General features: G+C 54.7%; 22 protein-coding genes. 15 read left to right on the top strand and 7 right to left on the bottom strand.

The genetic code is table 11. The features are described from left to right. From MOY_RS17770 to MOY_RS08715, 4 genes are all read right to left on the bottom strand, one after another. On the bottom strand, positions 1 to 61 hold a 61-nt coding region (locus tag MOY_RS17770; protein WP_443134860.1), incomplete at its 3' end, for a helix-turn-helix domain-containing protein. A gap of 302 nt (positions 62 to 363) precedes the next feature. Then, the gene (gene clpA, locus MOY_RS08705; protein WP_009098742.1) at positions 364 to 2,640 is read right to left on the bottom strand and encodes an ATP-dependent Clp protease ATP-binding subunit ClpA; all 2,277 of its coding nucleotides are present in this window, start codon (positions 2,638 to 2,640) and stop codon (positions 364 to 366) included. Between the two features lie 138 nt (positions 2,641 to 2,778). After that, positions 2,779 to 3,087: an ATP-dependent Clp protease adapter ClpS gene (clpS, locus tag MOY_RS08710; RefSeq protein ID WP_035540483.1), complete on the bottom strand. Its 309-nt coding sequence runs from the start codon at positions 3,085 to 3,087 to the stop codon at positions 2,779 to 2,781. A gap of 281 nt (positions 3,088 to 3,368) precedes the next feature. Then, positions 3,369 to 5,603, bottom strand: a complete 2,235-nt coding sequence (locus MOY_RS08715) for an NADP-dependent isocitrate dehydrogenase (RefSeq protein ID WP_009098747.1) — start codon at positions 5,601 to 5,603, stop codon at positions 3,369 to 3,371. A 254-nt stretch (positions 5,604 to 5,857) separates the two neighbouring features. Between MOY_RS08715 and MOY_RS08720 the strand changes: the two genes are divergently transcribed. The 9 genes from MOY_RS08720 (at position 5,858) to MOY_RS08760 (ending at position 14,685) form a co-directional block, all read left to right on the top strand. Continuing rightward, positions 5,858 to 6,457, top strand: coding sequence for a pseudouridine synthase (locus tag MOY_RS08720; protein ID WP_009098749.1), 600 nt, complete (start codon positions 5,858 to 5,860; stop codon positions 6,455 to 6,457). Beyond that, positions 6,454 to 6,894 (top strand): NUDIX hydrolase, encoded by a 441-nt coding sequence (locus MOY_RS08725; RefSeq protein WP_009098751.1) that lies wholly within the window; start codon positions 6,454 to 6,456, stop codon positions 6,892 to 6,894. The genes MOY_RS08720 and MOY_RS08725 overlap by 4 nt, the downstream gene beginning before the upstream one ends. A gap of 88 nt (positions 6,895 to 6,982) precedes the next feature. Further along, positions 6,983 to 8,125: a tRNA 2-thiouridine(34) synthase MnmA gene (gene mnmA / locus MOY_RS08730; protein ID WP_009098754.1), complete on the top strand. Its 1,143-nt coding sequence runs from the start codon at positions 6,983 to 6,985 to the stop codon at positions 8,123 to 8,125. Beyond that, a complete protein-coding gene (gene hflD, locus MOY_RS08735; RefSeq protein ID WP_009098756.1) occupies positions 8,122 to 8,760 on the top strand; it encodes a high frequency lysogenization protein HflD in 639 nt (212 codons plus the stop codon). The genes mnmA and hflD overlap by 4 nt, the downstream gene beginning before the upstream one ends. 59 nt (positions 8,761 to 8,819) lie before the next feature. Then, positions 8,820 to 10,205: an adenylosuccinate lyase gene (gene purB / locus MOY_RS08740; RefSeq protein ID WP_009098758.1), complete on the top strand. Its 1,386-nt coding sequence runs from the start codon at positions 8,820 to 8,822 to the stop codon at positions 10,203 to 10,205. A gap of 68 nt (positions 10,206 to 10,273) precedes the next feature. Then, positions 10,274 to 11,452 carry a cupin domain-containing protein gene (locus tag MOY_RS08745; protein WP_009098760.1) on the top strand — a complete coding sequence of 393 codons (1,179 nt, stop codon included), beginning with the start codon at positions 10,274 to 10,276 and terminating at the stop codon, positions 11,450 to 11,452. 2 nt (positions 11,453 to 11,454) lie between these two features. Beyond that, positions 11,455 to 11,877 (top strand): GNAT family N-acetyltransferase, encoded by a 423-nt coding sequence (locus MOY_RS08750; protein ID WP_009098762.1) that lies wholly within the window; start codon positions 11,455 to 11,457, stop codon positions 11,875 to 11,877. A gap of 410 nt (positions 11,878 to 12,287) precedes the next feature. Then, positions 12,288 to 13,886, top strand: coding sequence for an isocitrate lyase (locus MOY_RS08755; protein ID WP_009098764.1), 1,599 nt, complete (start codon positions 12,288 to 12,290; stop codon positions 13,884 to 13,886). Positions 13,887 to 14,214: 328 nt separating this feature from the next. After that, positions 14,215 to 14,685 carry a glycine zipper 2TM domain-containing protein gene (locus MOY_RS08760; protein WP_009098765.1) on the top strand — a complete coding sequence of 157 codons (471 nt, stop codon included), beginning with the start codon at positions 14,215 to 14,217 and terminating at the stop codon, positions 14,683 to 14,685. 89 nt (positions 14,686 to 14,774) lie between these two features. Here the strand turns inward: MOY_RS08760 and MOY_RS08765 are convergent, their stop codons facing one another. Then, a complete protein-coding gene (locus tag MOY_RS08765) occupies positions 14,775 to 15,056 on the bottom strand; it encodes a hypothetical protein (protein ID WP_009098767.1) in 282 nt (93 codons plus the stop codon). Positions 15,057 to 15,239: 183 nt separating this feature from the next. Here MOY_RS08765 and MOY_RS08770 point away from each other — a divergent pair, with 183 nt between their 5' ends. Next, positions 15,240 to 15,722: an FKBP-type peptidyl-prolyl cis-trans isomerase gene (locus MOY_RS08770; protein WP_009098769.1), complete on the top strand. Its 483-nt coding sequence runs from the start codon at positions 15,240 to 15,242 to the stop codon at positions 15,720 to 15,722. 115 nt (positions 15,723 to 15,837) lie between these two features. Here the strand turns inward: MOY_RS08770 and nikR are convergent, their stop codons facing one another. Next, positions 15,838 to 16,239 carry a nickel-responsive transcriptional regulator NikR gene (gene nikR, locus MOY_RS08775; RefSeq protein ID WP_009098771.1) on the bottom strand — a complete coding sequence of 134 codons (402 nt, stop codon included), beginning with the start codon at positions 16,237 to 16,239 and terminating at the stop codon, positions 15,838 to 15,840. A 118-nt stretch (positions 16,240 to 16,357) separates the two neighbouring features. Here nikR and MOY_RS08780 point away from each other — a divergent pair, with 118 nt between their 5' ends. Genes MOY_RS08780 through MOY_RS08800 form a run of 5 tightly spaced genes read left to right on the top strand, consistent with a single transcriptional unit; the run spans position 16,358 to position 21,196 of the window. After that, positions 16,358 to 17,947: an ABC transporter substrate-binding protein gene (locus MOY_RS08780; RefSeq protein ID WP_009098773.1), complete on the top strand. Its 1,590-nt coding sequence runs from the start codon at positions 16,358 to 16,360 to the stop codon at positions 17,945 to 17,947. Continuing rightward, positions 17,944 to 18,918 (top strand): ABC transporter permease, encoded by a 975-nt coding sequence (locus tag MOY_RS08785; protein ID WP_009098775.1) that lies wholly within the window; start codon positions 17,944 to 17,946, stop codon positions 18,916 to 18,918. Before MOY_RS08780 ends, MOY_RS08785 begins: the two co-directional genes overlap by 4 nt. Beyond that, positions 18,915 to 19,715, top strand: coding sequence for an ABC transporter permease (locus MOY_RS08790; RefSeq protein ID WP_009098776.1), 801 nt, complete (start codon positions 18,915 to 18,917; stop codon positions 19,713 to 19,715). Before MOY_RS08785 ends, MOY_RS08790 begins: the two co-directional genes overlap by 4 nt. Before the next feature lie 46 nt (positions 19,716 to 19,761). Continuing rightward, the gene (locus MOY_RS08795) at positions 19,762 to 20,589 is read left to right on the top strand and encodes an ATP-binding cassette domain-containing protein (protein ID WP_009098779.1); all 828 of its coding nucleotides are present in this window, start codon (positions 19,762 to 19,764) and stop codon (positions 20,587 to 20,589) included. After that, positions 20,582 to 21,196: an ABC transporter ATP-binding protein gene (locus MOY_RS08800; protein WP_009098781.1), complete on the top strand. Its 615-nt coding sequence runs from the start codon at positions 20,582 to 20,584 to the stop codon at positions 21,194 to 21,196. Before MOY_RS08795 ends, MOY_RS08800 begins: the two co-directional genes overlap by 8 nt. Here MOY_RS08800 and MOY_RS08805 read toward each other — a convergent pair. Continuing rightward, positions 21,193 to 22,380 (bottom strand): MFS transporter, encoded by a 1,188-nt coding sequence (locus tag MOY_RS08805; protein WP_009098784.1) that lies wholly within the window; start codon positions 22,378 to 22,380, stop codon positions 21,193 to 21,195. The genes MOY_RS08800 and MOY_RS08805 overlap by 4 nt on opposite strands. Positions 22,381 to 22,400: the final 20 nt, after the last annotated feature.

The following is a 22,400-nucleotide window of genomic DNA, read 5'->3' on the forward strand; positions in this document are numbered from 1 at the left end:
GATTCAAGAAATCAGCCTGTTCGGGGGTGGGGTAGATGCGTACTTTGGTGGCTGTTAACACAACGGCTTCAACTCGTTGACTGTATGAATGTATAGTGCCAGATAAATACGAAACTACAACCCCTGCAGCGCTAGCGCGCTGCCCGCTTGTATCTCCGCCCTCAATCGGGCGAGGGTTTACGCGGATTTTTGCTAAGTTAAATACGGCGCCGCTCCCTGGAAACGACAACGCCCCGTCGATGACAGGGCGCTGTGCGTTACTGCTTTACTAACTTAGGCTGACAACCACGCTGACTCTTTCAGCTATGAACTTCAAGCACAAAAGAGCCAGGCATGATGCTTAACAGCGACTTAGCGCCCTTATCAGGGCGCATCCGCCATTTCCGATTCGGTAGAAAGATGCAGTTCACCCTCTTCTAGGCTGACATGCACAATCCCCCCTTGGTCTGCCAACTCGCCAAACAAAATCATCTCAGCCAACGGCTTTTTAAGCTTCTCTTGGATGAGGCGAGCCATAGGACGCGCCCCCATGTCTGGGTCGTAACCCTTCTCTGCCAGCCAATCTCTGGCGGTATCATCCACTTCCAGTTGAACACGTTTCTCATCCAGCTGCGCCTGAAGCTCAATCAAGAACTTATCAACCACGTTTCGCACCACAGAGGTATGCAGCGCATGGAATTGAATAATTCCGTCCAAACGGTTGCGGAACTCTGGTGAGAACGTCCGACGAATCACCTCCATGGCATCGGTAGAGTGATCCTGATGCTGGAAACCAATTGAGCGACGCGATGCCTGCTCAGCCCCTGCGTTTGAGGTCATGATCAGGATAACGTGCCGGAAGTCTGCTTCGCGACCGTTGTTGTCCGTCAGGCGGCCATGATCCATGACCTGCAGCAGCAAGTTAAAGACTTCAGGGTGGGCCTTTTCGATCTCATCAAGTAGTAGAACACAGTGAGGCTGCTTGGTTACCGCTTCGGTAAGCAAACCACCCTGGTCGTAACCTACGTAGCCAGGAGGCGCGCCAATCAAGCGTGATACGGTGTGGCGCTCCATATACTCCGACATATCAAAGCGCACCAGCTCGATGCCCATAATATGCGCAAGCTGTTTAGCCACTTCGGTCTTACCGACACCGGTAGGCCCTGCGAACAGGAAGCTGCCCACGGGTTTATCCGGTGACTTCAGCCCGGCACGAGACAGTTTTATCGCGGCAGATAGCGAGTCAATCGCTTCATCCTGGCCAAACACAAGCATTTTCAGATCGCGGTCGAGCTTTTCAAGCAGCTTCCGATCCGAGCTTGAAACGCTTTTCGGCGGAATACGCGCAATGGAGGCAACAACGGCTTCGACCTGCTCCACATCAATGGTTGGCGTGCGCACTTCAGGCGGCAGCATGCGCTGATGCGCGCCCGCTTCGTCAATCACATCAATGGCTTTATCGGGCAAGTAACGATCGTTAATGTAGCGATCCGCTAAGCGCGCAGCGCTCTCCAAAGCACCATCGGTGTACTTGAGTTCGTGGTGCTCCTCAAAACGTGAGCGCAACCCTTTAAGAATTTTGATGGTGTCTTCCACTGAGGGCGCCAGCACATCCACTTTTTGGAAGCGACGCGCCAGTGCACGATCTTTCTCAAAAATACCGCGAAACTCTTGGAAAGTCGTTGAACCGATGCAGCGTAGCTCGCCAGAAGAGAGCAAGGGCTTTAACAGGTTAGACGCATCCATCACGCCGCCAGAAGCCGCTCCTGCACCAATGACGGTGTGAATTTCATCAATAAACAACACTGCGTTTGGCTGCTTACGCAATTCACTAAGCAGGCTTTTGAGGCGTTTTTCAAAATCGCCGCGGTACTTCGTTCCCGCCAGCAGCGCACCCATATCCAGTGAGTACACAACTGCATCAGCAATAACGTCAGGCACGTCTTCTTCAACGATGCGCTTCGCCAAGCCTTCGGCAACCGCCGTTTTACCGACCCCGGCCTCACCGACCAGTAGCGGGTTGTTCTTACGCCGACGAGCAAGAATCTGCACCACGCGCTCAAGCTCGTGGTCTCGGCCAATCAACGGGTCAATTTTACCCTGGCGCGCTTGCTCGTTTAAATTGGTGGCATAACCGGTTAACGGGTGTGCGGCACCTTCTGCGCTGCCCTCTTCGGCATCTTCGCTCTCTGGAGAAGAGGGCGACTGCGCAGGGCCATGGCCTGCTACTTTAGAAATTCCATGGGCGATGTAATTCACCGCATCAACACGGGCGACACTCTGTTGCTTCAGGAAGTAAACCGCTTGGCTCTCTTGCTCAGAAAAAATAGCAACCAGCACATTCGCACCGGTGACTTCACTTTTACCGGATGACTGTACATGGAACACAGCACGCTGCAGCACACGCTGAAAACCAAGCGTTGGCTGCGTTTCACGATCGCCCTGGCCTTCAGGGATCAGGGGCGTGGTCGAGTTAATAAAATCCTGCAGATCGGACCGCAGCTTGTCGAGGTTTGCCCCACACGCCTTCAGTACATCCACCGCAGAGGCATTGTCCAGCAATGCTAAGAGCAGATGCTCAACGGTCATAAATTCGTGGCGCTTAGAGCGTGCCACGGTGAAGGCCGTGTTCAGGGTCAGTTCAAGTTCTTTGCTCAGCATGGCAGTCCCCTTTTCGCTACTACCTAGGGCATATTGCCACCTAGGGGTTGCATCGGATCAGTTTAATCGACCGGCACTTTCAACATCGGGTACAAATGGCGCGGTTGCAAGCCCCTCCGCTAATTTTTTTCAACGCTTTCAGTTAGCAGATTCGATATCACACATTAGTGGGTGCTCGCATTCACGGGCGTATTCATTGACTTGATAACTTTTAGTTTCGGCAATGTCGCGGGTAAAGATACCGCAGGTAGCTTTACCCTGGGTGTGCACCGCGAGCATTACTTGCACCGCTTTTTCACTATCCATACCGAAAAAGCCTTGCAAAATTTCTACGACAAACTCCATAGGAGTGTAATCGTCGTTATGTAGCACCACTTTATAAAGCGGAGGCTGAGCTAACTCAGGCTTGGCTGTTTCTACCGCCAGGCCATCATCATGGTCAGGCATATCAGGGAGTGACATGCCTGCTTGCAGGATAGTCGCCAGGTATGAACTGTGAATATTGGGCATAAGCAGCAAGGGATATCGTCTCTTAGCTATCACGCGGCATCTAGTTTGAGTCGTTACTTCTATAAGACGCGCGACGCCAGCAAGGGTTCATGGAAAAAAACAAATTATCACACTGAGCGAGACAAAAAACCCTCGCCCGGCTAGCGGGCGAGGGGTGATAGCAACATTTTTAATGCGCTATGCCCAGCGGCAGCACGAACGGCTGCTGGGTGTGGTTATTAGCCTTTAGCAACCATTGCAAGGGCGTCATTGAGCGTTTTGCTCGGGCGCATTGCTTGGCTGGCCAGTTCACCATTAGGGTGGAAGTAGCCTTGAATGTCCATGGCTTGGCCTTGAACACTGTTTAGCTCATCAACGATAGTGGCTTCATTGGCTTTCAGGGTTTCAGCCAAGCGAGCAAAGAGGGTTTTCATCTCTGCATCCTGATCCTGCGCAGCCAGTGCATCGGCCCAGTACATCGCTAAGTAGAAGTGGCTGCCACGGTTATCAAGCTCACCTACTTTACGCGATGGAGACTTGTTGCTGTCGAGGAATTGGCCGTTAGCCTCATCCAGCGCTTTGGCTAACAGCGTCGCGCGCTCGTTACCAAAGGTGCTGCCCAAGTGCTCTAGAGACGCCGCTAGCGCCAAGAATTCGCCCAGCGAATCCCAACGCAGGTGGTTCTCTTCTAAGAACTGCTGAACGTGCTTAGGTGCTGAACCGCCCGCGCCGGTTTCAAACAGGCCGCCACCGTTCATCAGCGGCACAATAGAGAGCATCTTGGCGCTGGTGCCTAGCTCCATAATCGGGAACAAGTCGGTGAGGTAGTCACGCAGTACATTACCCGTCACGGAGATAGTGTCTTCACCTTTACGAATACGCTCAAGGGAGAGCTGCATAGCATCTACCGGTGCCAGAATACGAATATCCAGGCCAGCGGTATCGTGCGCCTTTAGGTACGTTTCTACCTTCTTGATCAGCTGAGCATCGTGGGCGCGGTTAGCGTCGAGCCAGAAAATAGCCGGCGCACCGCTATCACGGGCGCGGGTGACGGCAAGCTTCACCCAATCCTGAATCGGGGCGTCTTTGGTCTGGCACATACGCCAAATGTCGCCCGCTTCTACTGCATGGCTAAACAGCGTGTGGCCAGCGTCGTCAGTCACCACGACAGTGCCATCGGCAGGAATTTGGAAGGTTTTATCGTGGGAGCCGTACTCTTCCGCCTTTTGCGCCATCAAGCCCACATTAGGCACGCTGCCCATGGTGGTAGGATCAAAGGCGCCATGTTTTTTGCAATCGTCAATCACTGCTTGGTAAATGGTCGCATAACAGCGGTCTGGAATAACCGCTTTCGCGTCTTGCAGCTCGTCGTTGACGTTCCACATTTTGCCAGAATCGCGGATCATAGCAGGCATAGAGGCGTCGATGATGACATCGCTAGGCACGTGTAGGTTGGTAATCCCCTTGTGGGAGTTCACCATCGCCATGGCAGGACGCTCCTGGTAAAGCGCCTCGATATCGCTTTTGATCGTTTCTTGCTGAGCGCTAGGCAGCTTTCCAATCGCGCTGTACAGATCGCCGATACCGCTGTTGGGGTTGAAGCCAACCTCTTTTAACGCATCCGCATGCTTTTCGAGTACGTCTTTGTAGAACTCTTCAACCACGATGCCGAACATGATCGGGTCCGACACTTTCATCATGGTGGCTTTCAGGTGCAGCGAAAACAGCACACCAAGCTCTTTGGCATCATTGATCTGATCTTCGATAAAGCTGCGCAGGCGGCGGCTGCTCATGCTGGCAGCATCGATCACTTCGCCTTCAAGCACGGAGAGGCTTTCTTTCAGTACAACGTTGGTGCCATCTTTTTGCTGCAGCTCAATTTTAAGCTTAGTGGCCTTCTCCATAACGGCAGACTGCTCACTACCGTAGAAGTCACCTTCGCTCATGTGAGACACGTGGGACTTGGAGTCCGCGCTCCACTCACCCATGCGGTGCGGGTATTTACGAGCGTAATTTTTTACTGATTTTGGCGCACGGCGATCAGAGTTACCTTCACGCAGCACGGGGTTTACCGCACTGCCTTTGGCTTTGTCATAGCGCGCTTTAATGGAAGCTTCTTCGTCGTTCTGCGGCTCTTCCGGATAGTCCGGCAGCGAGTAGCCTTGGCTTTGTAGCTCTTTAATGGTGGCTTTTAACTGCGGGCCGGAGGCACTGATGTTCGGCAGCTTGATAATATTGGCTTCAGGCGTGGTAGCCAGCTGGCCAAGCTCGGCCAGGTCATCGCTAACGCGCTGCTCGTCGCTGAGCACATCGGGGAACTGCGCCAATACCCGCGCGGCCAAAGAGATATCCCGCGTTTCAACTTCGACACCGGCAGAGTCGGTGAAGGCATCAATGATCGGTAACAAAGAGTAGGTTGCTAGCGCAGGGGCTTCGTCGGTGAGCGTATAAATGATCTTCGGCGTTGTGGACATTTTTGCGTTAACCTCTTTTTTTCTGTCGCTGTGATTATAAAAAATCTCAAGCTACGCGGCGCATTCAACAAAAGACCAGGCCGCGAAGTAGGGGGAGCATTTCTTGGCTGCCCCGGCATCACTCGGTGGTTTACTGCGGTGGTGATTACGACGACTCAAGCACGTCTCATACGGCTACGCCGAAGTATACCAGCGCTGAACTTTAACCGCATGAACGATTGTCGACAAATTAAAAGCACGACCTACGAGGCAACATGAGTACGCTTTACTTACTGCATAAACCCTATCGAATGCTCTCCCAGTTTACCGATAACCAAGGCCGTGCCACCCTAGCCGATGTAATTAACGCGCCCGGCGTTTATGCCGCTGGAAGGCTGGACTACGACTCAGAGGGGCTGCTACTTCTCAGCGATGACGGTGGCCTCATTCATCGCATTGCCCACCCACGGCATAAGCAGCCAAAAACCTACTGGGTGCAGCTTGAGGGGCATATAAGCGATGAGGCGATCAGCTTGCTTAAACAAGGCCTCACCCTGAAAGATGGCCCTACTCAGCCCGCCAAAGCACGGCGCATTGAAGCGCCTGCCATGGCGCCGCGCGACCCCGCCGTTGACCCCAAGCGCCACCCCTCCACTAGCTGGTTGGAGCTAACCATCAGCGAAGGCCGTAACCGTCAGGTCCGGCGCATGACCGCCCATGTAGGTTTTCCCACCCTGCGTCTGATTCGCGCAGCGATTGGCCCATGGCAGCTGGGAGACCTAGCGCCCGGCGAGTGGCGCAAAGAGACGCTACATGCCCCACAGTCAACTAAACCTAAACGTGGCAGCTCGCCACGGCGTAGGCGCACCTCATGAGCCATATACGTAGCACAGCTGCCTGTGTGATCCAGCAAAATGGGCGCTACTTGATGGTGGAAGAAGCACGCGGTGGCAAAGCAACCGTTTTTAATCAGCCTGCAGGACATGTGGAGCCTGGCGAAGGGCCGCTTGCGGCGATAGTGCGCGAGGTAAAAGAAGAGACCGCTTGGCAGGTAACGTTAACGGGCTATTTAGGGCTTTATGTATTTCACACACCGGAGGGAGTGACGTTTCATAGCCACGGCTTTGTCGCCACCCCAGATACCCAACTGAACACCCCTATAGATAGCGATATAACGGCTACCCATTGGCTCACGCGTCAAGAAATAGAAGCACTTAATGCCGCTCAGCGGCTACGCAGCCCCTTGGTGCTTAAACGCATTATTGATGCCAGCAGCGGACACTGCTACCCCCTTACCGTGATTCGGGAGTGAAGCACTCGAAGCGTTAAGCCCCCATCGTGTATAATCTTCGGCCACTTGCTTACTGCTCTTATGCACACTACTTCTACTGGGGATGCCTATGTCGGCCACCACTGGGTCGTCCACTACCGAGCCAACCGCTAACGGCAAAGTTATTGTCGGCATGTCGGGTGGCGTCGATTCGTCTGTTTCTGCCCTGCTTCTACTCCAACAGGGGTACGAGGTTGAGGGCCTGTTCATGAAGAATTGGGACGAAGACGACGGCACAGAGTACTGCACAGCGAAGGAAGACCTCGCCGATGCCGAAGCGGTGTGCGCCAAGCTGGGGATTAAGCTGCATACGGCTAATTTCGCCGCTGAATATTGGGATAACGTGTTTGAACACTTCCTTGCCGAGTATAAGGCAGGCCGAACGCCTAACCCTGACATTCTGTGTAACCGGGAGATCAAATTTAAGGTCTTTTTGGAATACGCCGAAATGCTAGGCGCAGATAAAATTGCGACCGGACACTATGTGCGTCAAGGGGTTCGTGAAGGGCGCCCGCGCCTGCTAAAAGGCTTGGATGGTAACAAAGACCAGAGCTACTTCCTGCATGCAGTGCCCGAAGCGGCCATTGCACGCACGCTATTCCCTGTCGGCGAGCTGGAGAAACCCGCCGTCCGAGCCTTGGCAGAGCACCACGACCTAGTAACCGCCAAGAAGAAAGACTCCACGGGCATTTGCTTTATTGGTGAGCGCCGTTTCCGCGATTTTCTGCAGCAATACCTACCTGCACAGCCCGGTATGATTGAAACCCCGGAAGGCGATGTCATCGGTAAGCACATGGGGCTCATGTACTACACCCTTGGCCAGCGCCAGGGCCTGGGTATCGGCGGCCTTGCCAACTACTCAGAAGACCCCTGGTACGTGGCTGCCAAAGATTTAGCACGCAACGTACTGATTGCCGTACAGGGCAAGCATCATCCGCTGCTCTATACCGATACCCTAGCCACGGAAAAAATGGATTGGGTCGCGGGCGAACCGCCCACACAGCAGGGCCGCTTTACCGCGAAAACCCGCTATCGCCAAAGCGACTGCCCCTGCGAAATACGCGCTCTAGCGGATGGCAGCGTGGAAGTGGTCTTCGATGACCCACAATGGGCGGTAACGCCAGGGCAGTCGCTGGTACTTTATGATGGTGATATCTGTTTAGGCGGTGGCGTGATCCGCGCCACTTGGAAAGCTTCGGAGACTGCTGCATGAGTGCCACACCTATTCATCGCGCACCGGATACGCCGGCTGCCCGCCAGGCGCTCGCACTTGCTGGCGTTTTTCAAGCCGCAAGCCTCGTCGATGAGCTAGCACGCACGGGGCAAGTCGATTCCCGCGCCTGGGAAACGCTGATTAACGCCACGGTAGACACCAATCCGGAAAGTTTTGAAGCCATTTATGGCGGCCACCCCAACAACCTTCGCCGCGGGCTGGATACACTGGAAGCTTTGGTAGGCCGCAAACAGGCCAACCCCGTGGTGCTGCGCTATGGCTTTTCACTGCTGCTGTTAATGAACAAACTGCGCACCGATCACCACATGATGGATGTACTCGGCCAAAAGCTAGCCCATGTCCAGGGGCAGGCGGAGCACTTCGGCACTACTCATGAGAACGTCATTGCCAGCCTAGGCGAGACCTATCAGGAAACAATTTCGACGTTTAAAACGCGTATTGTGGTGCAAGGCGACCCTTCACTGCTGCAAACCCGCATGATGCCGGAGCGGGTTCGCGCGTGTTTAATGGCAGGCATTCGCTTTGCACTGCTTTGGCACCAATTGGGCGGTCGCCGCTGGAAGCTTGTTTTCCAGCGTAAAGCTCTACGGCGCGCGCTGGATAGCCTTAGCTAACCCTTTTTATACAATCCTGCTCTCTTCATCCTCCTACCGACCCATTGGAAGCTTACGCCATGCAACTCTCAGCTTTAACCGCCCTTTCCCCCGTTGACGGCCGCTACGGCGCTAAAGCCGCTGTGTTACGTGAACACTTCAGCGAATTCGGCCTGATCCGTGCGCGCGTGATTGTGGAAGTACGCTGGCTGCAGCGCCTGGCAGACCACAGCCAAATTGTCGAAGTCCCTCCCCTTTCCGCTGAAGCGACTGCGTTTTTAGAGCAGCTGATTCGCGACTTCTCGGTAGAAGACGCTGAGCGTATCAAGGAAATTGAGCGCACGACTAACCATGATGTCAAAGCGGTTGAGTACTTCTTGAAAGAGAAGATTGCAGGCCAAACCGAACTCAATGCCGTCACCGAATTTATTCACTTTGCCTGTACCAGTGAAGACATCAACAACCTCTCTTACGGCGTGATGTTGGCCGACGGCCTAAAAGCCTTGCTGCCCACTATGCATGAGGTTGCCGACGATATTGCCAAGCTGGCAATTGCCCACGCAGGTCAGCCGATGCTGTCCCGCACCCACGGCCAAACGGCCAGCCCGACCACGCTGGGCAAAGAGATGGCCAACGTGGCTTACCGCCTTAAGCGTCAGCTCAAGCAGATCGAAAGTGTTGAGATACTAGGCAAAATCAACGGTGCCGTGGGTAACTACAACGCACACTTAACCACCTACCCCGATATCGACTGGGAAGCCAATGCGCGCACTTTTGTGGAAGGTTTAGGCTTGAGCTTTAACCCCTATACCACGCAAATCGAACCCCACGATTACATTGCTGAGCTGTTCGATGCCATTTGCCGCTTCAACACCATCCTGATCGATTTTGACCGCGATGTATGGGGCTACATCTCCCTGGGCTACTTCAAACAACGCACCGTGGAAGGCGAAATTGGCTCATCCACCATGCCGCATAAAGTTAACCCAATCGACTTTGAAAACTCGGAAGGCAACCTGGGCCTTGCCAACGCAGTACTTAGCCACTTGGCGCAAAAACTGCCGATTTCCCGCTGGCAACGCGACCTGACGGACTCCACGGTGCTGCGTAACCTCGGTGTAGGCTTGGCCTATGGGTTGATCGGCTACCACGCCAGCTTAAAAGGCATTAGCAAACTAGAAGCCAACCCAGAGCGGCTGGCAGAAGATTTAAACAATAGCTGGGAAGTCCTCGCCGAGCCGATCCAAACGGTCATGCGCCGCTACGGCATTGAAAAGCCTTACGAAAAACTGAAAGAGCTAACCCGTGGAAAGCGCATCGACCAAGCTGGCTTTGCCGCCTTTATTGATACGCTCGAATTACCCGCGACGGTAAAAGATGAGCTGAAAGCGCTCTCACCGGCTAGCTACATTGGTAATGCTACGGCACAAGCCGAAGCGATTACCCAGCGGCTAGATTTACTGTAATTCGTTGTTGTCATCAACAGTTGTCACTAACTGTAATAGCGCCGCGTTCACCTATTTAGGATACCGCCATGAGCCAACCCAATACGCCATTAACGTTGCTGGGCGATTTGACCCCAGAAGACTTTTTGGCCAACTACTGGCAACAGAAACCGCTACTGATTCGTGGCGCTATTCCCGAGTTTTTAAGCCCCATTGAGCCCGATGAGCTAGCAGGCCTGGCCTGCGAACCTGGCGTTGAGGCTCGGCTAGTCGAGGAAGATGGCCCCGACGGCCCCTGGCAGGTATCCCACGGGCCGTTTGACGACGCCACCTTTGAGCGGCTTCCAGAAGGCAACTGGAGTCTGCTGGTGCAGGCTGTAGATCATTACGTGCCCTCTATTGCGGCGTTAATGGATGAGTTTGATTTTTTGCCCCGTTGGCGGCTAGACGACATCATGATCAGCTACGCCCCCCCTGGTGGCAGCGTTGGACCGCATATTGATCAGTATGATGTCTTCCTGCTCCAGGCCAGCGGCCATCGTCGCTGGCAATTGGGCGGCAAGCAGTCTGACGATGCGCCGATCATTCAAGGGATCGACCTGCGCATTCTTGAAACCTTTGAGGTAGAAGCAAACTCCGACTGGACGCTAGCACCCGGCGACATGCTCTACCTGCCACCCGGCTGGGCGCATCATGGGGTTAGCCAAACCGATGACTGCATGACGATATCGGTCGGCTTTCGCGCGCCCTCAGCAGATGAAGCCATCACTTCCTATGCTGATTACCTTGGTGAACAGCTATCGGCTTCCCAGCGCTACAGTGATGCAGGCATGGCACCCGCCAGCCAGCTAGGTGAGGTGGACGATGCCGCCGTAGAACGGATGCGCCAATTTATCCTTGAAACCCTGGATCAGCCGGAACAAATGGCACAATGGTTTGGCCGCGTTATGACGCAGCCAAAATATATCGATCAGGTTGTTCCCTTAGAGCAGCCCATGAGCGAAGAAGACCTTGTTGCGCAACTACACGCTGGCGAGCCTCTGTTCCAAATGCCGGGTTCCCGAATCGCTTGGCGTAGTGATGCCAGCGGCACCACTCTGTTTGTTGATGGCGATGGCCACCCCTGCACAGAAGCATTGGCCAAACGCCTTGCCGACCCTGCACCCATCCACGCTGACGTGCTGGAACTCAGCGGTGCCACTGAACTCATCACGCAGCTCACCAATACGGGCAGCCTAGGCTTTATGGGCGAAGAGGACGAGGATTAGCCATGTCACCTGTGGACATTGTTAGTGGCGATTGGCCCACGCTAGGGGAGGCAGCCTCTGCTATTCGCTGCACTGTCTTTATTGAAGAGCAGCGCGTGCCCCAAGAGGAAGAGTGGGATGGCCGGGATGCCGAGTGCCGCCATTTTTTAGCCACTCTCAATGGCCAGCCGGTGGGCACCGCCCGCCTACTGCCAGATGGCCATATTGGTCGCGTGGCGGTTCTTCCCAGCGCCAGAGGTACGGGGATTGGTTATCAGCTGATGGAAGCAGCCATTCAAGCTGCCCGCGAAGCTGGCCATGCAAAAGCCGAGCTTAGCGCTCAACTACATGCCCTGGCTTTTTATGAGCGCCTAGGTTTTGTCGCCTACGGCGAGATATTTATGGATGCAGGCATTCCCCATCGCGACATGGCGTTAACACTTTAGAGAACACCTCTTATCGCCCACTTAACCGTCTCATAACTGACGACTGCGCCACCGCTAGGTGGCGCTTTTTTTGGCCTGTTGATAGTGAACTGACGAAAAACGACTACACAAACACGGCGTTATGACTAGGCCCTGTAGTCGAGTTACAACCCCTTCTGCCCCCAAGTGACAATTGTTGAATGCGTCGTACTAGTTGATAGTTGTTGCATTGCAGTACGGCGCACTCGCTCAGTTTGCTTATAGCTTTCAAGAGAGTACGACGTTCCTCTTAGAGACGTTTCTATTAGAGACGATTATCTAAGCGACACAGCAACTTAAATAAGTAACCCTGAAACAACTTCGCAAGTGCAACATAAGCATTAACTAACGTACTTGCGATATCGCTATCACGACCCCGGAGGTATCAGCTCATGTCAGGACTTCTCGACGATATTAAAGCCATCGCCCAATTACGCGAAGCACAAGGTGGTAAATGGGAAGCGATCAAGCCAGAATACGCCGCCCGTATGCGTGCCCAGAACCGCTTTCACACCGGCCTAGATATTGCCCGCTACACCGCTAAAATTATGCGTGAAGACATGGCGGCCTACGACGCTGATACATCTAAGTACACCCAGTCCCTGGGCTGCTGGCACGGTTTTATCGGCCAGCAAAAGTTGATCTCGATTAAAAAGCATTTTGGCACCACCAAGCGCAGCTACCTCTACCTCTCTGGCTGGATGGTTGCCGCACTACGCTCTGAGTTTGGTCCGCTGCCTGACCAGTCCATGCACGAAAAAACCTCCGTTGCCAACCTGATTGAAGAGCTATACACCTTCTTGAAGCAGGCAGATGCGTGGGAACTTAACCACCTCTTCCGCGCGCTAGATGACGCCAAAGAAGCTGGCGATAGCGCTAAAGAGCAAGAATTGATCAGCAAAATCGATAACCACGAAACACATGTCGTGCCGATTATCGCTGACATCGACGCGGGCTTTGGTAACGCCGAAGCGACCTACCTGCTGGCTAAGAAATTTATCCAGGCAGGCGCGTGCTGCATCCAGCTGGAAAACCAGGTATCTGACGAAAAGCAGTGTGGTCACCAGGACGGTAAAGTGACCGTTCCTCATGAAGACTTCCTGGCAAAAATCAACGCCGTACGTTATGCCTTCCTAGAACTAGGCGTAGATGATGGCGTCATCGTGGCACGTACTGACTCGCTAGGTGCAGGCCTGACCCAGAAGATCGCTGTTACCAACGCACCAGGCGACCTGGGCGACCAGTACAACAGCTTCTTGGATGGCGATGTTATCGAGAATGCTGACGACATTAACAACGGCGATGTTGTCATCAAGCAGAACGGCAAACTGGTTAAACCCAAGCGTTTGGCCTCAGGCCTTTACCAGTTCAAAGCTGGCACCGGCGAAGACCGCGTTATTTTGGACTGTATCACCAGCCTTCAAAACGGTGCTGACCTGCTGTGGATTGAAACCGAAAAACCCCACGTTGGCCAAATTGCCAGCATGGTTAACCGCATTCGCGAAGTGTGCCCGGACGCCAAGCTGGTTTACAACAACTCACCGTCCTTCAACTGGACGCTGAACTTCCGCCAGCAAGTGTTTGATGCGTGGGAGAAAGAAGGTAAAGACGTTTCCGCTTACCAGCGCGATAAGCTGATGAGCGTTGAGTACGACAACACCGAACTTGGCCAATTGGCAGATGAGTGGACGCGTAACTTCCAGCGCGATGGCGCCCGTGAAGCCGGCATCTTCCACCACCTGATCACACTGCCGACTTACCACACTGCGGCACTCTCTACCGACAACTTAGCGAAAGGCTACTTTGGTGACGAGGGAATGCTGGCCTACGTTAAAGGCGTGCAGCGCGAAGAAATTCGCCAAGGCATCGCGACTGTTAAGCACCAGGATATGGCAGGCTCGAACATTGGCGACGACCATAAAGAGTTCTTCCACGGTGATGCCGCACTGAAAGCCGGTGGTAAAGACAACACAATGAACCAATTCGGTTAATTCATACCGGATAAGCAATAAAGCTTTAGCAGTCAACCAAAGGGGGCGAAAGCCCCCTTTTTTGTGTTGGATAGTTTTTTGTGTTGGATAATTTTTCGTATTGAACAGTTGGCCCACTTCATAGTCGCTTATTGCCACCCGTAGGCGTACATCACGCATGTGCAAAGTATTTGCACACTGCTTGCGCAATGCGCGCCTCCTCAGCAATTTATGACCTTTTTCATTGATGGCTGGTCAAATCAGGATGCTTCCGTTATCTTTTAAAGAACGCTGTTCTATTATCATGCTATTCGTTGCAGCTTTATGAGCTGAGATACTGGAGGTTTTAATGAAACGTCTACTACTACCCGTTGCTGCGTTAAGCATTCTTACATTGGCGGGTTGTGCCAATACCGCCCCTTACTCAGGCGATGTATACCGTGGCAGCCAAGCCCAAACCGGCCAAAGCGTTGCGTATGGCACCATTGTTGCCGTACGTCCGGTACAAATTCAGGCGGACAGCCGCACTGGTAACTTGCTGGGCGGCGGCGGCGGCGCAGCGATCGGCGGTATTTTAGGTAACCAAGTAGGCGGCGGTACTGGCCGACAGCTTGCAACCGTAGCAGGTGCACTCGGTGGTGCCGTTGCCGGTACAGCAGCTGAAGACCGTGCTAACCGTGTTAGCGCACTCGAAATGGAAATCCGCCGCGATGACGGCACGGACGTTATTGTGGTTCAGCGCGCCGACCGTCAATTCCAAGCTGGCCAGCGGGTTCGCTTGATTGGCAGTGGTGCCAACATGAGTGTTGCGCCCTACTAAGCGCTCGCTATACAGTTTTAAAGTTCAAGTAAATTAAAAGCGCCCGATCAGCCAAGCTGATCGGGCGCTTTTTTATGGTGCTGAGGGCGTTAGTGAGTGGTTTTGCTACTTGCCCAGCTCGCCAGTTTCATAACAATAAGCCCTATGATGGCTAGTAGCACCACCACTAACAGGATATCTACCGGACGCACCAGCGTGGTGGCGCCTAGGATCGCCAGCGCACCAATCCATAAGTGGCGATTATCACCGTGGGTCTTTAAAACATCCGGTAGCATTTTATCTAGGCCTTGGCTTACGCCGTTATCCCAACGCTTATTAGCAAAATAGGCAATCAAAACAAAGGCGATTACCCAAAGAACGAAGACCGTCATAGAAAACTCCATATAAAGCTGTCTGGAAGAGGGAGAAGAAGTTGTGGCTGTAGAGTATCCCTGCGCACAGCATGGCGCAATACCGCCAAAGGCCAGTAGCGGGAAAAACCCTGGCTTACCCCCTGACAAGCTAGCTCACACGCGTTACCATGTTGGGACATGCACTCACCGAAAGGTTAATCAATGCAAATTGCGCAAAACTCGGTTGTCGCGTTCCACTATACCCTGACCAATGATGCAGGTGAGGTGCTTGACAGTTCCGAAGGCCGCGAGCCGCTGACCTACCTCCACGGCGCTGGCAACATTATCCCAGGTCTGGAAAAAGAGCTCGAAGGCCGTGCCGCTGGTGACAAACTGAACGTTTCCGTTTCGCCTTCTGAAGGCTACGGTGAAGTTCAAGAACAGCTGATGCAAGAAGTACCCCGCGATGCCTTCCAGGGCGTTGAAAGCATTGAGCCAGGCATGCAGTTCCAGGCACAAACCCAGGGCGGCCCTCTGATGGTCACCGTCAAGAAGGTTGAAGGCGATACGGTTGTGGTTGATGGCAACCACCCGCTGGCAGGCCAGCAGCTCAACTTCGATGTTGAGATTGCTACAGTGCGTGAAGCAAGCCAGGAAGAAGTTGAGCACGGTCATGTGCACGGCGAAGGCGGCGTTGAGCACTAACTTTCTTAGTTGCTGAACGTTCGCATAAGAGGGTGGCCATGGGCCGCCCTTTTTATTGGATACCCTTCAGCCAGCTAACGTCTAACCTCGACTTTTTACCCACCTTTTTTAACCACTACTCTTCTGGAATTAACACGAGCTGACCATAGCGCACGCTGCGCGATGAGGTCACTTCGTCGGCAAACTGTTTCAAGGCGCTACCCTGCCCTTTTAGAAGCGCCACTTCCAGGCAACTATCGTGGTTGATATGCACGTGCAGAGTTGAAAGGGTCAAGTCGTGGTGGTCGTGGGAGTGGCGAGTTAAGCGCTTAGATAGATCTCGCGCGGCATGATCATACACGTAGACCAGCGCCCCCATACAAGGTGCCTCTGGGGCCACCTCTTCCCTTGCCTGCTTCAAACCACTGCGTGTTAGATCGCGAATTGCCTCTGAACGATTCTGATACCCGCGTATACGCATTAGCGCGTCCACCTCGCTAAGCAACTCTTCATCCAACGTCACCGTGACACGTTGCATCCCGCCTCCTATTGTCTACGTCTACTTAACCTATCAAATGCGGCAAAGGGCATCTTCCTGACCGTAGAGTATGATGTTATTGTTAAATCATCATACTTTTGAGTTAAAAGGCTAAGCCATGTTTCGTTACCAGCGTTCCATCTTACTGGGCCTGACCGCTTTTTGCTTAGCGTTTAATAGCCCACTTCAAGCGAAAGAGCAGCTTGTGCTCGCCATTGGCGGTGAACCCGAACAAGGGTTCGACCCCCTGCTAGGTTGGGGCCAGTATGGCAGCCCGCTGTTTCAAGCAACGCTGTTATCCCGTGGCCATGACCTAGCCCCAACGCCTGAGCTCGCCACGGCGTGGTCACTTTCAGAAGACCGGCTCACTTGGACGCTCACCCTGCGCGACGATGCCTACTTTGCCGATGGCACGCCACTAACCGCAACGGATGTTGCCTATACCTTTAATGCGGCGTCTAGTGCGGGGGGGCGCGCCGACCTTAGCGCGTTACAAGCAGCTCACGCTATTGACCGATATACCGTTGAACTGACCCTCAAAGCACCCCGTATCACCTTTATCGACCAGTTAATGACCCTAGGGATTGTGCCTGCCGCAGAGCGGGAAAATGGCTATGGCGATCATTATGGCAGGCAACCCCTGGGCGCTGGCCCTTACCAACTGGTGGAGTGGCAGGAAGGCGAACAGCTTATCGTTGAGCGTAACCCCTACTATTACGGCGAACCGCCTGCCTTTGAGCGGTTAGTATTTCTATTCACCGGGGAAGACACCACCTTAAGTGCCGCACACGCCGGGCAAGTTGACCTCGCCGCGCTGCCACCGGCGCTGGCAGCCAACCTTCCTACCCATATGCAGCGCGTGGTGATGGAGAGCGTTGATAACCGCGGTATCCTGTTCCCAATGCAGCCAGCGAGCGGTGAACACGCGCCTTCAGGCGCCCCTATTGGTAATGATGTCACCGCCGATATCGCCATCCGTCGGGCGATTAACCTGGCCCTTGATCGAGAAACGCTGGTAGACGTTGCCCTACATGGCTATGGCCGCCCGGCATTTGGCCCTGCCGACGGTTTGGCATGGAGCGATACAGATGAAGCTTTTGAAGCGCCTGACCTTACACGCGCACATACCCTCTTAGATGACGCAGGCTGGGAGCTTCGTGCAGACGGGCTGCGCTACAAGGACGGCCAACCGGCGCGCTTTCGCTTAACCTACCCGGCGAGCGACACCACGCGCCAATTATTAGCCCAAGTGAGTGCTGACATGGTGCGCCCCTTAGGGATTGAGATGCAGCCCACAGGGCGCCACTGGGACGAGATACAGCGCGAGGCGCTCCACCAGGATGCCATTGTCTTTGGCTTTGGCAGCCACAGCCCCCAGGAAGTGTACTACTTATTTCATAGTCAGCACGCAGGCTTTGGGTTCTACAACAGCGGCTACTACGCCAACCCTACGGTAGATCGCCATTTAGACGCAGCTCAAACAGCGGCTGATCAGGAAACCGCCAACCAACACTGGCAAGCCGCCCAGTGGGATGGCGAAACCGGTTATGGTGTTCGTGGTGATACCAGCTGGGCATGGATGGTTAACCTTGCTCACGTCTATGCTGCCCATCGCTGCCTAGATGTTGGCGAACTGGGTATTGCTCCCCATGGCCACGGCTGGCCCATTACCGCCAACCTCCAGACGTGGCGCTGGACGTGCGATTGACCCGCTGGCTAGCCTACCGCTGCCTGCGCTTAACACTGGTACTGTTTTGCGTCGCCGCGCTGGCATTTGGGCTTGTGATGCTATCGCCTATCGATCCGGTAGACGCCTACCTGGGGCCACAAATGGCCCAAGTGAGCCCTGAGCAGCGCGCCCTCATCACAGAGCGCTGGGGCTTTGAGTCCCCACCTGCCGTCCAGTTTGGCCACTGGCTACGTCAACTACTCAGCGGCGAACTAGGCTGGAGCCATATCTATAACCAGCCGGTCAGCGAGGTCATCAGCCAGCGCTTTTACCGCTCTATTATGCTACTAGGCAGCGCGTGGCTTCTCTCGGTAGTGGTGGGCTTTGCGCTAGGCGTTATTGCAGGCGCTAAAGAGGGGTCAACGCTTGATAGAGTGATTAGCGGCTATGCGTATATCACCGCCTCAACGCCCACTTTTTGGCTCGGCATAGTAGGCCTGCTGTTGTTTTCGGTGTACCTGGGCTGGACGCCTATCTGCTGTGCCGGCCCACCAGGAATGCTGAGTCAGGAGGTCAGCCTACTCACCCGGCTACATCATTTAGCGCTTCCCGTTGCGACATTGACGCTCCTGGGTATTGCCTCTATTACACTACACACTCGTACGCGCATGATTGCGCTGATGCGCTCTGAGATTGCCACCCATGCCTTTGCCCAGGGGGCCAGTCGTATTGATATTGCCTGGCGACACGGCATTCGCCACGCAAGCCTCCCCGCACTTACCTTAGCGTTTGCCTCATTGGGCGAGCTATTTGGCGGCGCCATTTTAATCGAACAGATTTTTGCCTACCCAGGGCTTGGGCAAGCCACCGTTGAGGCAGGACTGCGTAGCGATGTCCCCCTGTTACTGGGCATTGCGCTCTTTACCGCGCTGTTCGTCAGCGTAGGTAATCTAATCGCCGACAGTCTTTATCACCTGATTGACCCACGTATCGAGCAGGGGCCGCTATGAGCGCCTCCCAGCCGCGCCTTTATGCTGTGGCGTATATCGCATTTGCAGTGGTGCTATTAAGCGCACTTATCGCCAGCCCCTTATGGCTCGGGGCAGCACCACTACAGATGCAGTTTGATGCGCGCCTTGCACCGCCCAGCGCCAGCCACTGGCTAGGCACCGATGCACTGGGCCGTGAGCTATGGGCACGCACCCTGGCCGGGCTTAGGCTAAGCTTTTGGGTCGGTATCAGCGCGGCACTGCTGGGCACCGCCATTGCGTTAACCTTGGCCGCTATCGCTACACTGTCCAGTAAACTTGATGCGCTGGTCAGCCTACTGATCGATACACTGCTCAGCGTGCCGCATTTGATTTTACTGCTGTTAATTGCCTTTGCATTGGGCGGCGGCACCCAGGCCGTCATTATTGCTGTCGCCGTTACCCACTGGCCAAGCCTAGCGAGGGTACTGAGGGCTGAGCTACTCACCCTGCGTCATGCCCCTTACGTGCGTATTTCACGCTCGCTGGGCAAATCCCGTGGCTTTATCCTGCTGCATCATTTATTACCCCACGTACTGCCTCACTGCCTTGTTGGTGCCCTGCTACTGTTTCCCCACGCCATTTTGCATGAAGCCGCCCTCACCTTTTTAGGGGTTGGCCTAGACCCCAACCAACCGGCCATCGGGGTATTACTGGCAGACGCCATGCGCTACATCACCGCAGGCTACTGGTGGCTTGGGGTATTTCCAGGGTTAGGACTACTGCTGCTGGTGCTGTGCATTGATCGGCTAGCGTTTACGTTACGGCGGGCGTTATAGCTCGCTGGCGTCCACTGCCTGTTGTCACTCACTCAAGGAGCCTGTTGTGCTGCATATTGATCGTCTCACGCTACAGCTGCCCTACTACCAGCCCTGGTGGAAGCGGAAATGGGCTACCTGTTTTGAGCAGATAACGTTAAGTCTTATGCCAGGAGAAGTACACGCCATTGTCGGCGCCTCCGGTGCAGGAAAGAGCTTGCTAGCCTACGCGATTATGGGCCTGCTGCCTGAAGGTGCCAAAACCAGCGGTCAGCTTGTTTTTCACTCAGAGGCGTTAACGCCTGCCCGCCAATGCCAACTTCGCGGGCGCCAGCTTGCGCTAATCCCCCAGTCACTCAGCGCGCTCGACCCGTTAGTACGTAGCCAGCGCCAGGTAAGTTGGGCAGCCCGCCGGGCGGGGCACGCGAAATCTAGTGCCTGGCAAACTGCAGGGAAAGCGCTCGCTCATTATCAGCTCGATGACGCTGCACAGCGTGCTTATCCCCATGAGCTTTCGGGAGGCATGGCACGACGAGTGCTCACCGCCATGGCCCACGTTAGCCACGCGCAGCTGATTATTGCCGATGAGCCCAGCGTTGGGCTAGACCCGCTACAGCGTGAGCGCGTGATGGCAGCGCTTAAAGCACTTGCCGATCAAGGCAAGGCCGTGATGTTAATTACCCACGATTTACGCCACGCCCTGCCCATTGCTGAACAAGTGACGATTATGCGCCAGGGGCAGTGCGTAGAAACTACCACCGCCTGCGCCTTTCAGGGCAACGGTGACACGCTAAGCAGCGGATACGCCAAGTCGCTTTGGCAAGCACTACCCGATAACGCTTTCAGCCTCCCTGTGGCGCAGATGGCGCATAGCAAGGAGCCAAACATTGCTTGAAGCCCAGAGTCTGCAGTTTGGCTTTCGCCCTGAACAACTGGTTTTAAATGATATCTCGCTCGCACTTAGTGAGGGAGAGTGGCTCGGGCTGAGTGGTGATTCAGGCGCAGGAAAATCGACCCTGGGTAAACTCTTGGCGGGCCAGCTTAGCCCTAAAGGTGGGCGTATTTATATTGATGGTGGACCGCTCCCAGCTAGCGGGCTAAGCCCGGTACAGTGGCTGCCGCAGTCGCCCGAGCTTGCTGTTAATCCCCGCTGGCGAGTCGCTAAAATTCTTCATGAGGCGTGGCAGCCGCCAGCCGCGCTTCTTCACGCCTTTGGCATTCAGCCCGCTTGGCTGTCGCGCTTCCCCCATGCACTATCCGGTGGGGAATTACAGCGGATTTGCGTGCTAAGAGCCTTAGCACCTGGGGTGCGGTACTTAATTGCCGATGAAATCTCCACCATGCTCGACCCCATTACCCAGGTTGCGCTATGGCAGGCACTCAAAACATACGCTGAAAAACACCGGCTCGGCGTGCTGGTCATCAGTCATGACACGGCCCTGTTGAAACGTCTCTGCCAGCGGCGCTACCACCTTACCCAGGGCTATTGTATGAGCTGCTAGCGGTTAGCGCGACGTTCAAAGCGCCACATACCCACTCCAATAACCAGGGCAACCCCCAGCAATAACCATGAACCAACGGCCACCCCTTGCCACTGCCCCCAGCGCCAGAACGGCTCCAGCCAAAACCCACCCACGCTGGCCCCCAAATAGTAGAACACCAAGTAGAGTGCCGAGGCGCTGCCCCGCGCGCCCTGGGCATAACGGCCTACCCAACTAGACGCTAGCGAATGGGCCAGGAAAAAGCCAAACGCGTTGATGGTTAAACCGACAATAATTAACGTTAACGAGTTGGCTAACGTGACCGCCGTACCAAGCATCAAAATAACCACTCCAACGCTGATACAGCTGGCGGGAGAGAATCGTCCTGCTAACCTACCTGAAACGGTAGAGCCAAAGGTGCCGCCTAGATAGGTTAGGAAGATTAACCCTAGGCCGCTGGCGGCTAAGTGGTAGGGCTCAACCGCTAGACGAAAAGTGATATAGCTGTATTGATTGATAAAGATAAGAAAGTTGATGCCACCTAAACAGTAGGCTGCCAACAGCACAGGGGTGCGCAGGTGGCCCAGCAAATCCCCCACTGCTTGGCGCAACTTAAAACGCTTGGCGGTAAAGGCGCGGCTATTGGGCAGTAGCCGCCAGAACACTACACACCCGACGACCGTCATTACCCCAACCGCTAAAAAGGCCGCAGTAGGCCCACCTACATCAGCGGCAACGCCGCCAACAATCCGCCCGCTAATGCCACCTAGGGAGTTGGCACCGATGTAAAGCCCTACAGCGCTCAGTAACGCCGGCTTGTCGAACTCATCCGCCATCCAGGCAATGGCGACGGCGGGAAGCCCCCCCAGCACAAACCCCTGCAGTAAACGCAGAAATAGAAGACTTTCAAAGGTCGGTGCAAACGCTAGCGCCAGCGAAAGAGCGCCCGCAAGCAGCAGCGTAATGCGCATGATGGCCTCTCGACCGATAGCATCAGAAAGCGGCCCAAAAACCAGCAGTACTAAGGCAAGTGAGAGCGTGGATACCGACATCAGCAGACTGACACCCAGGGTGGAGACCCCATAGGCGTCTTTCAGCCCTGGCAGCAGCGGTTGAGGCACATACAAATTGATAAACACAAGAAACGACCCTAAGCATAGGGCCGCCGTCGCGCGCCACCAGGCGCGCGTTTTGGCTTCGATCATGCCATTCCCACTATTAAACG

Source organism: Halomonas sp. GFAJ-1 (assembly GCF_000236625.2).
Classification (GTDB): Bacteria; Pseudomonadota; Gammaproteobacteria; order Pseudomonadales; family Halomonadaceae; genus Vreelandella.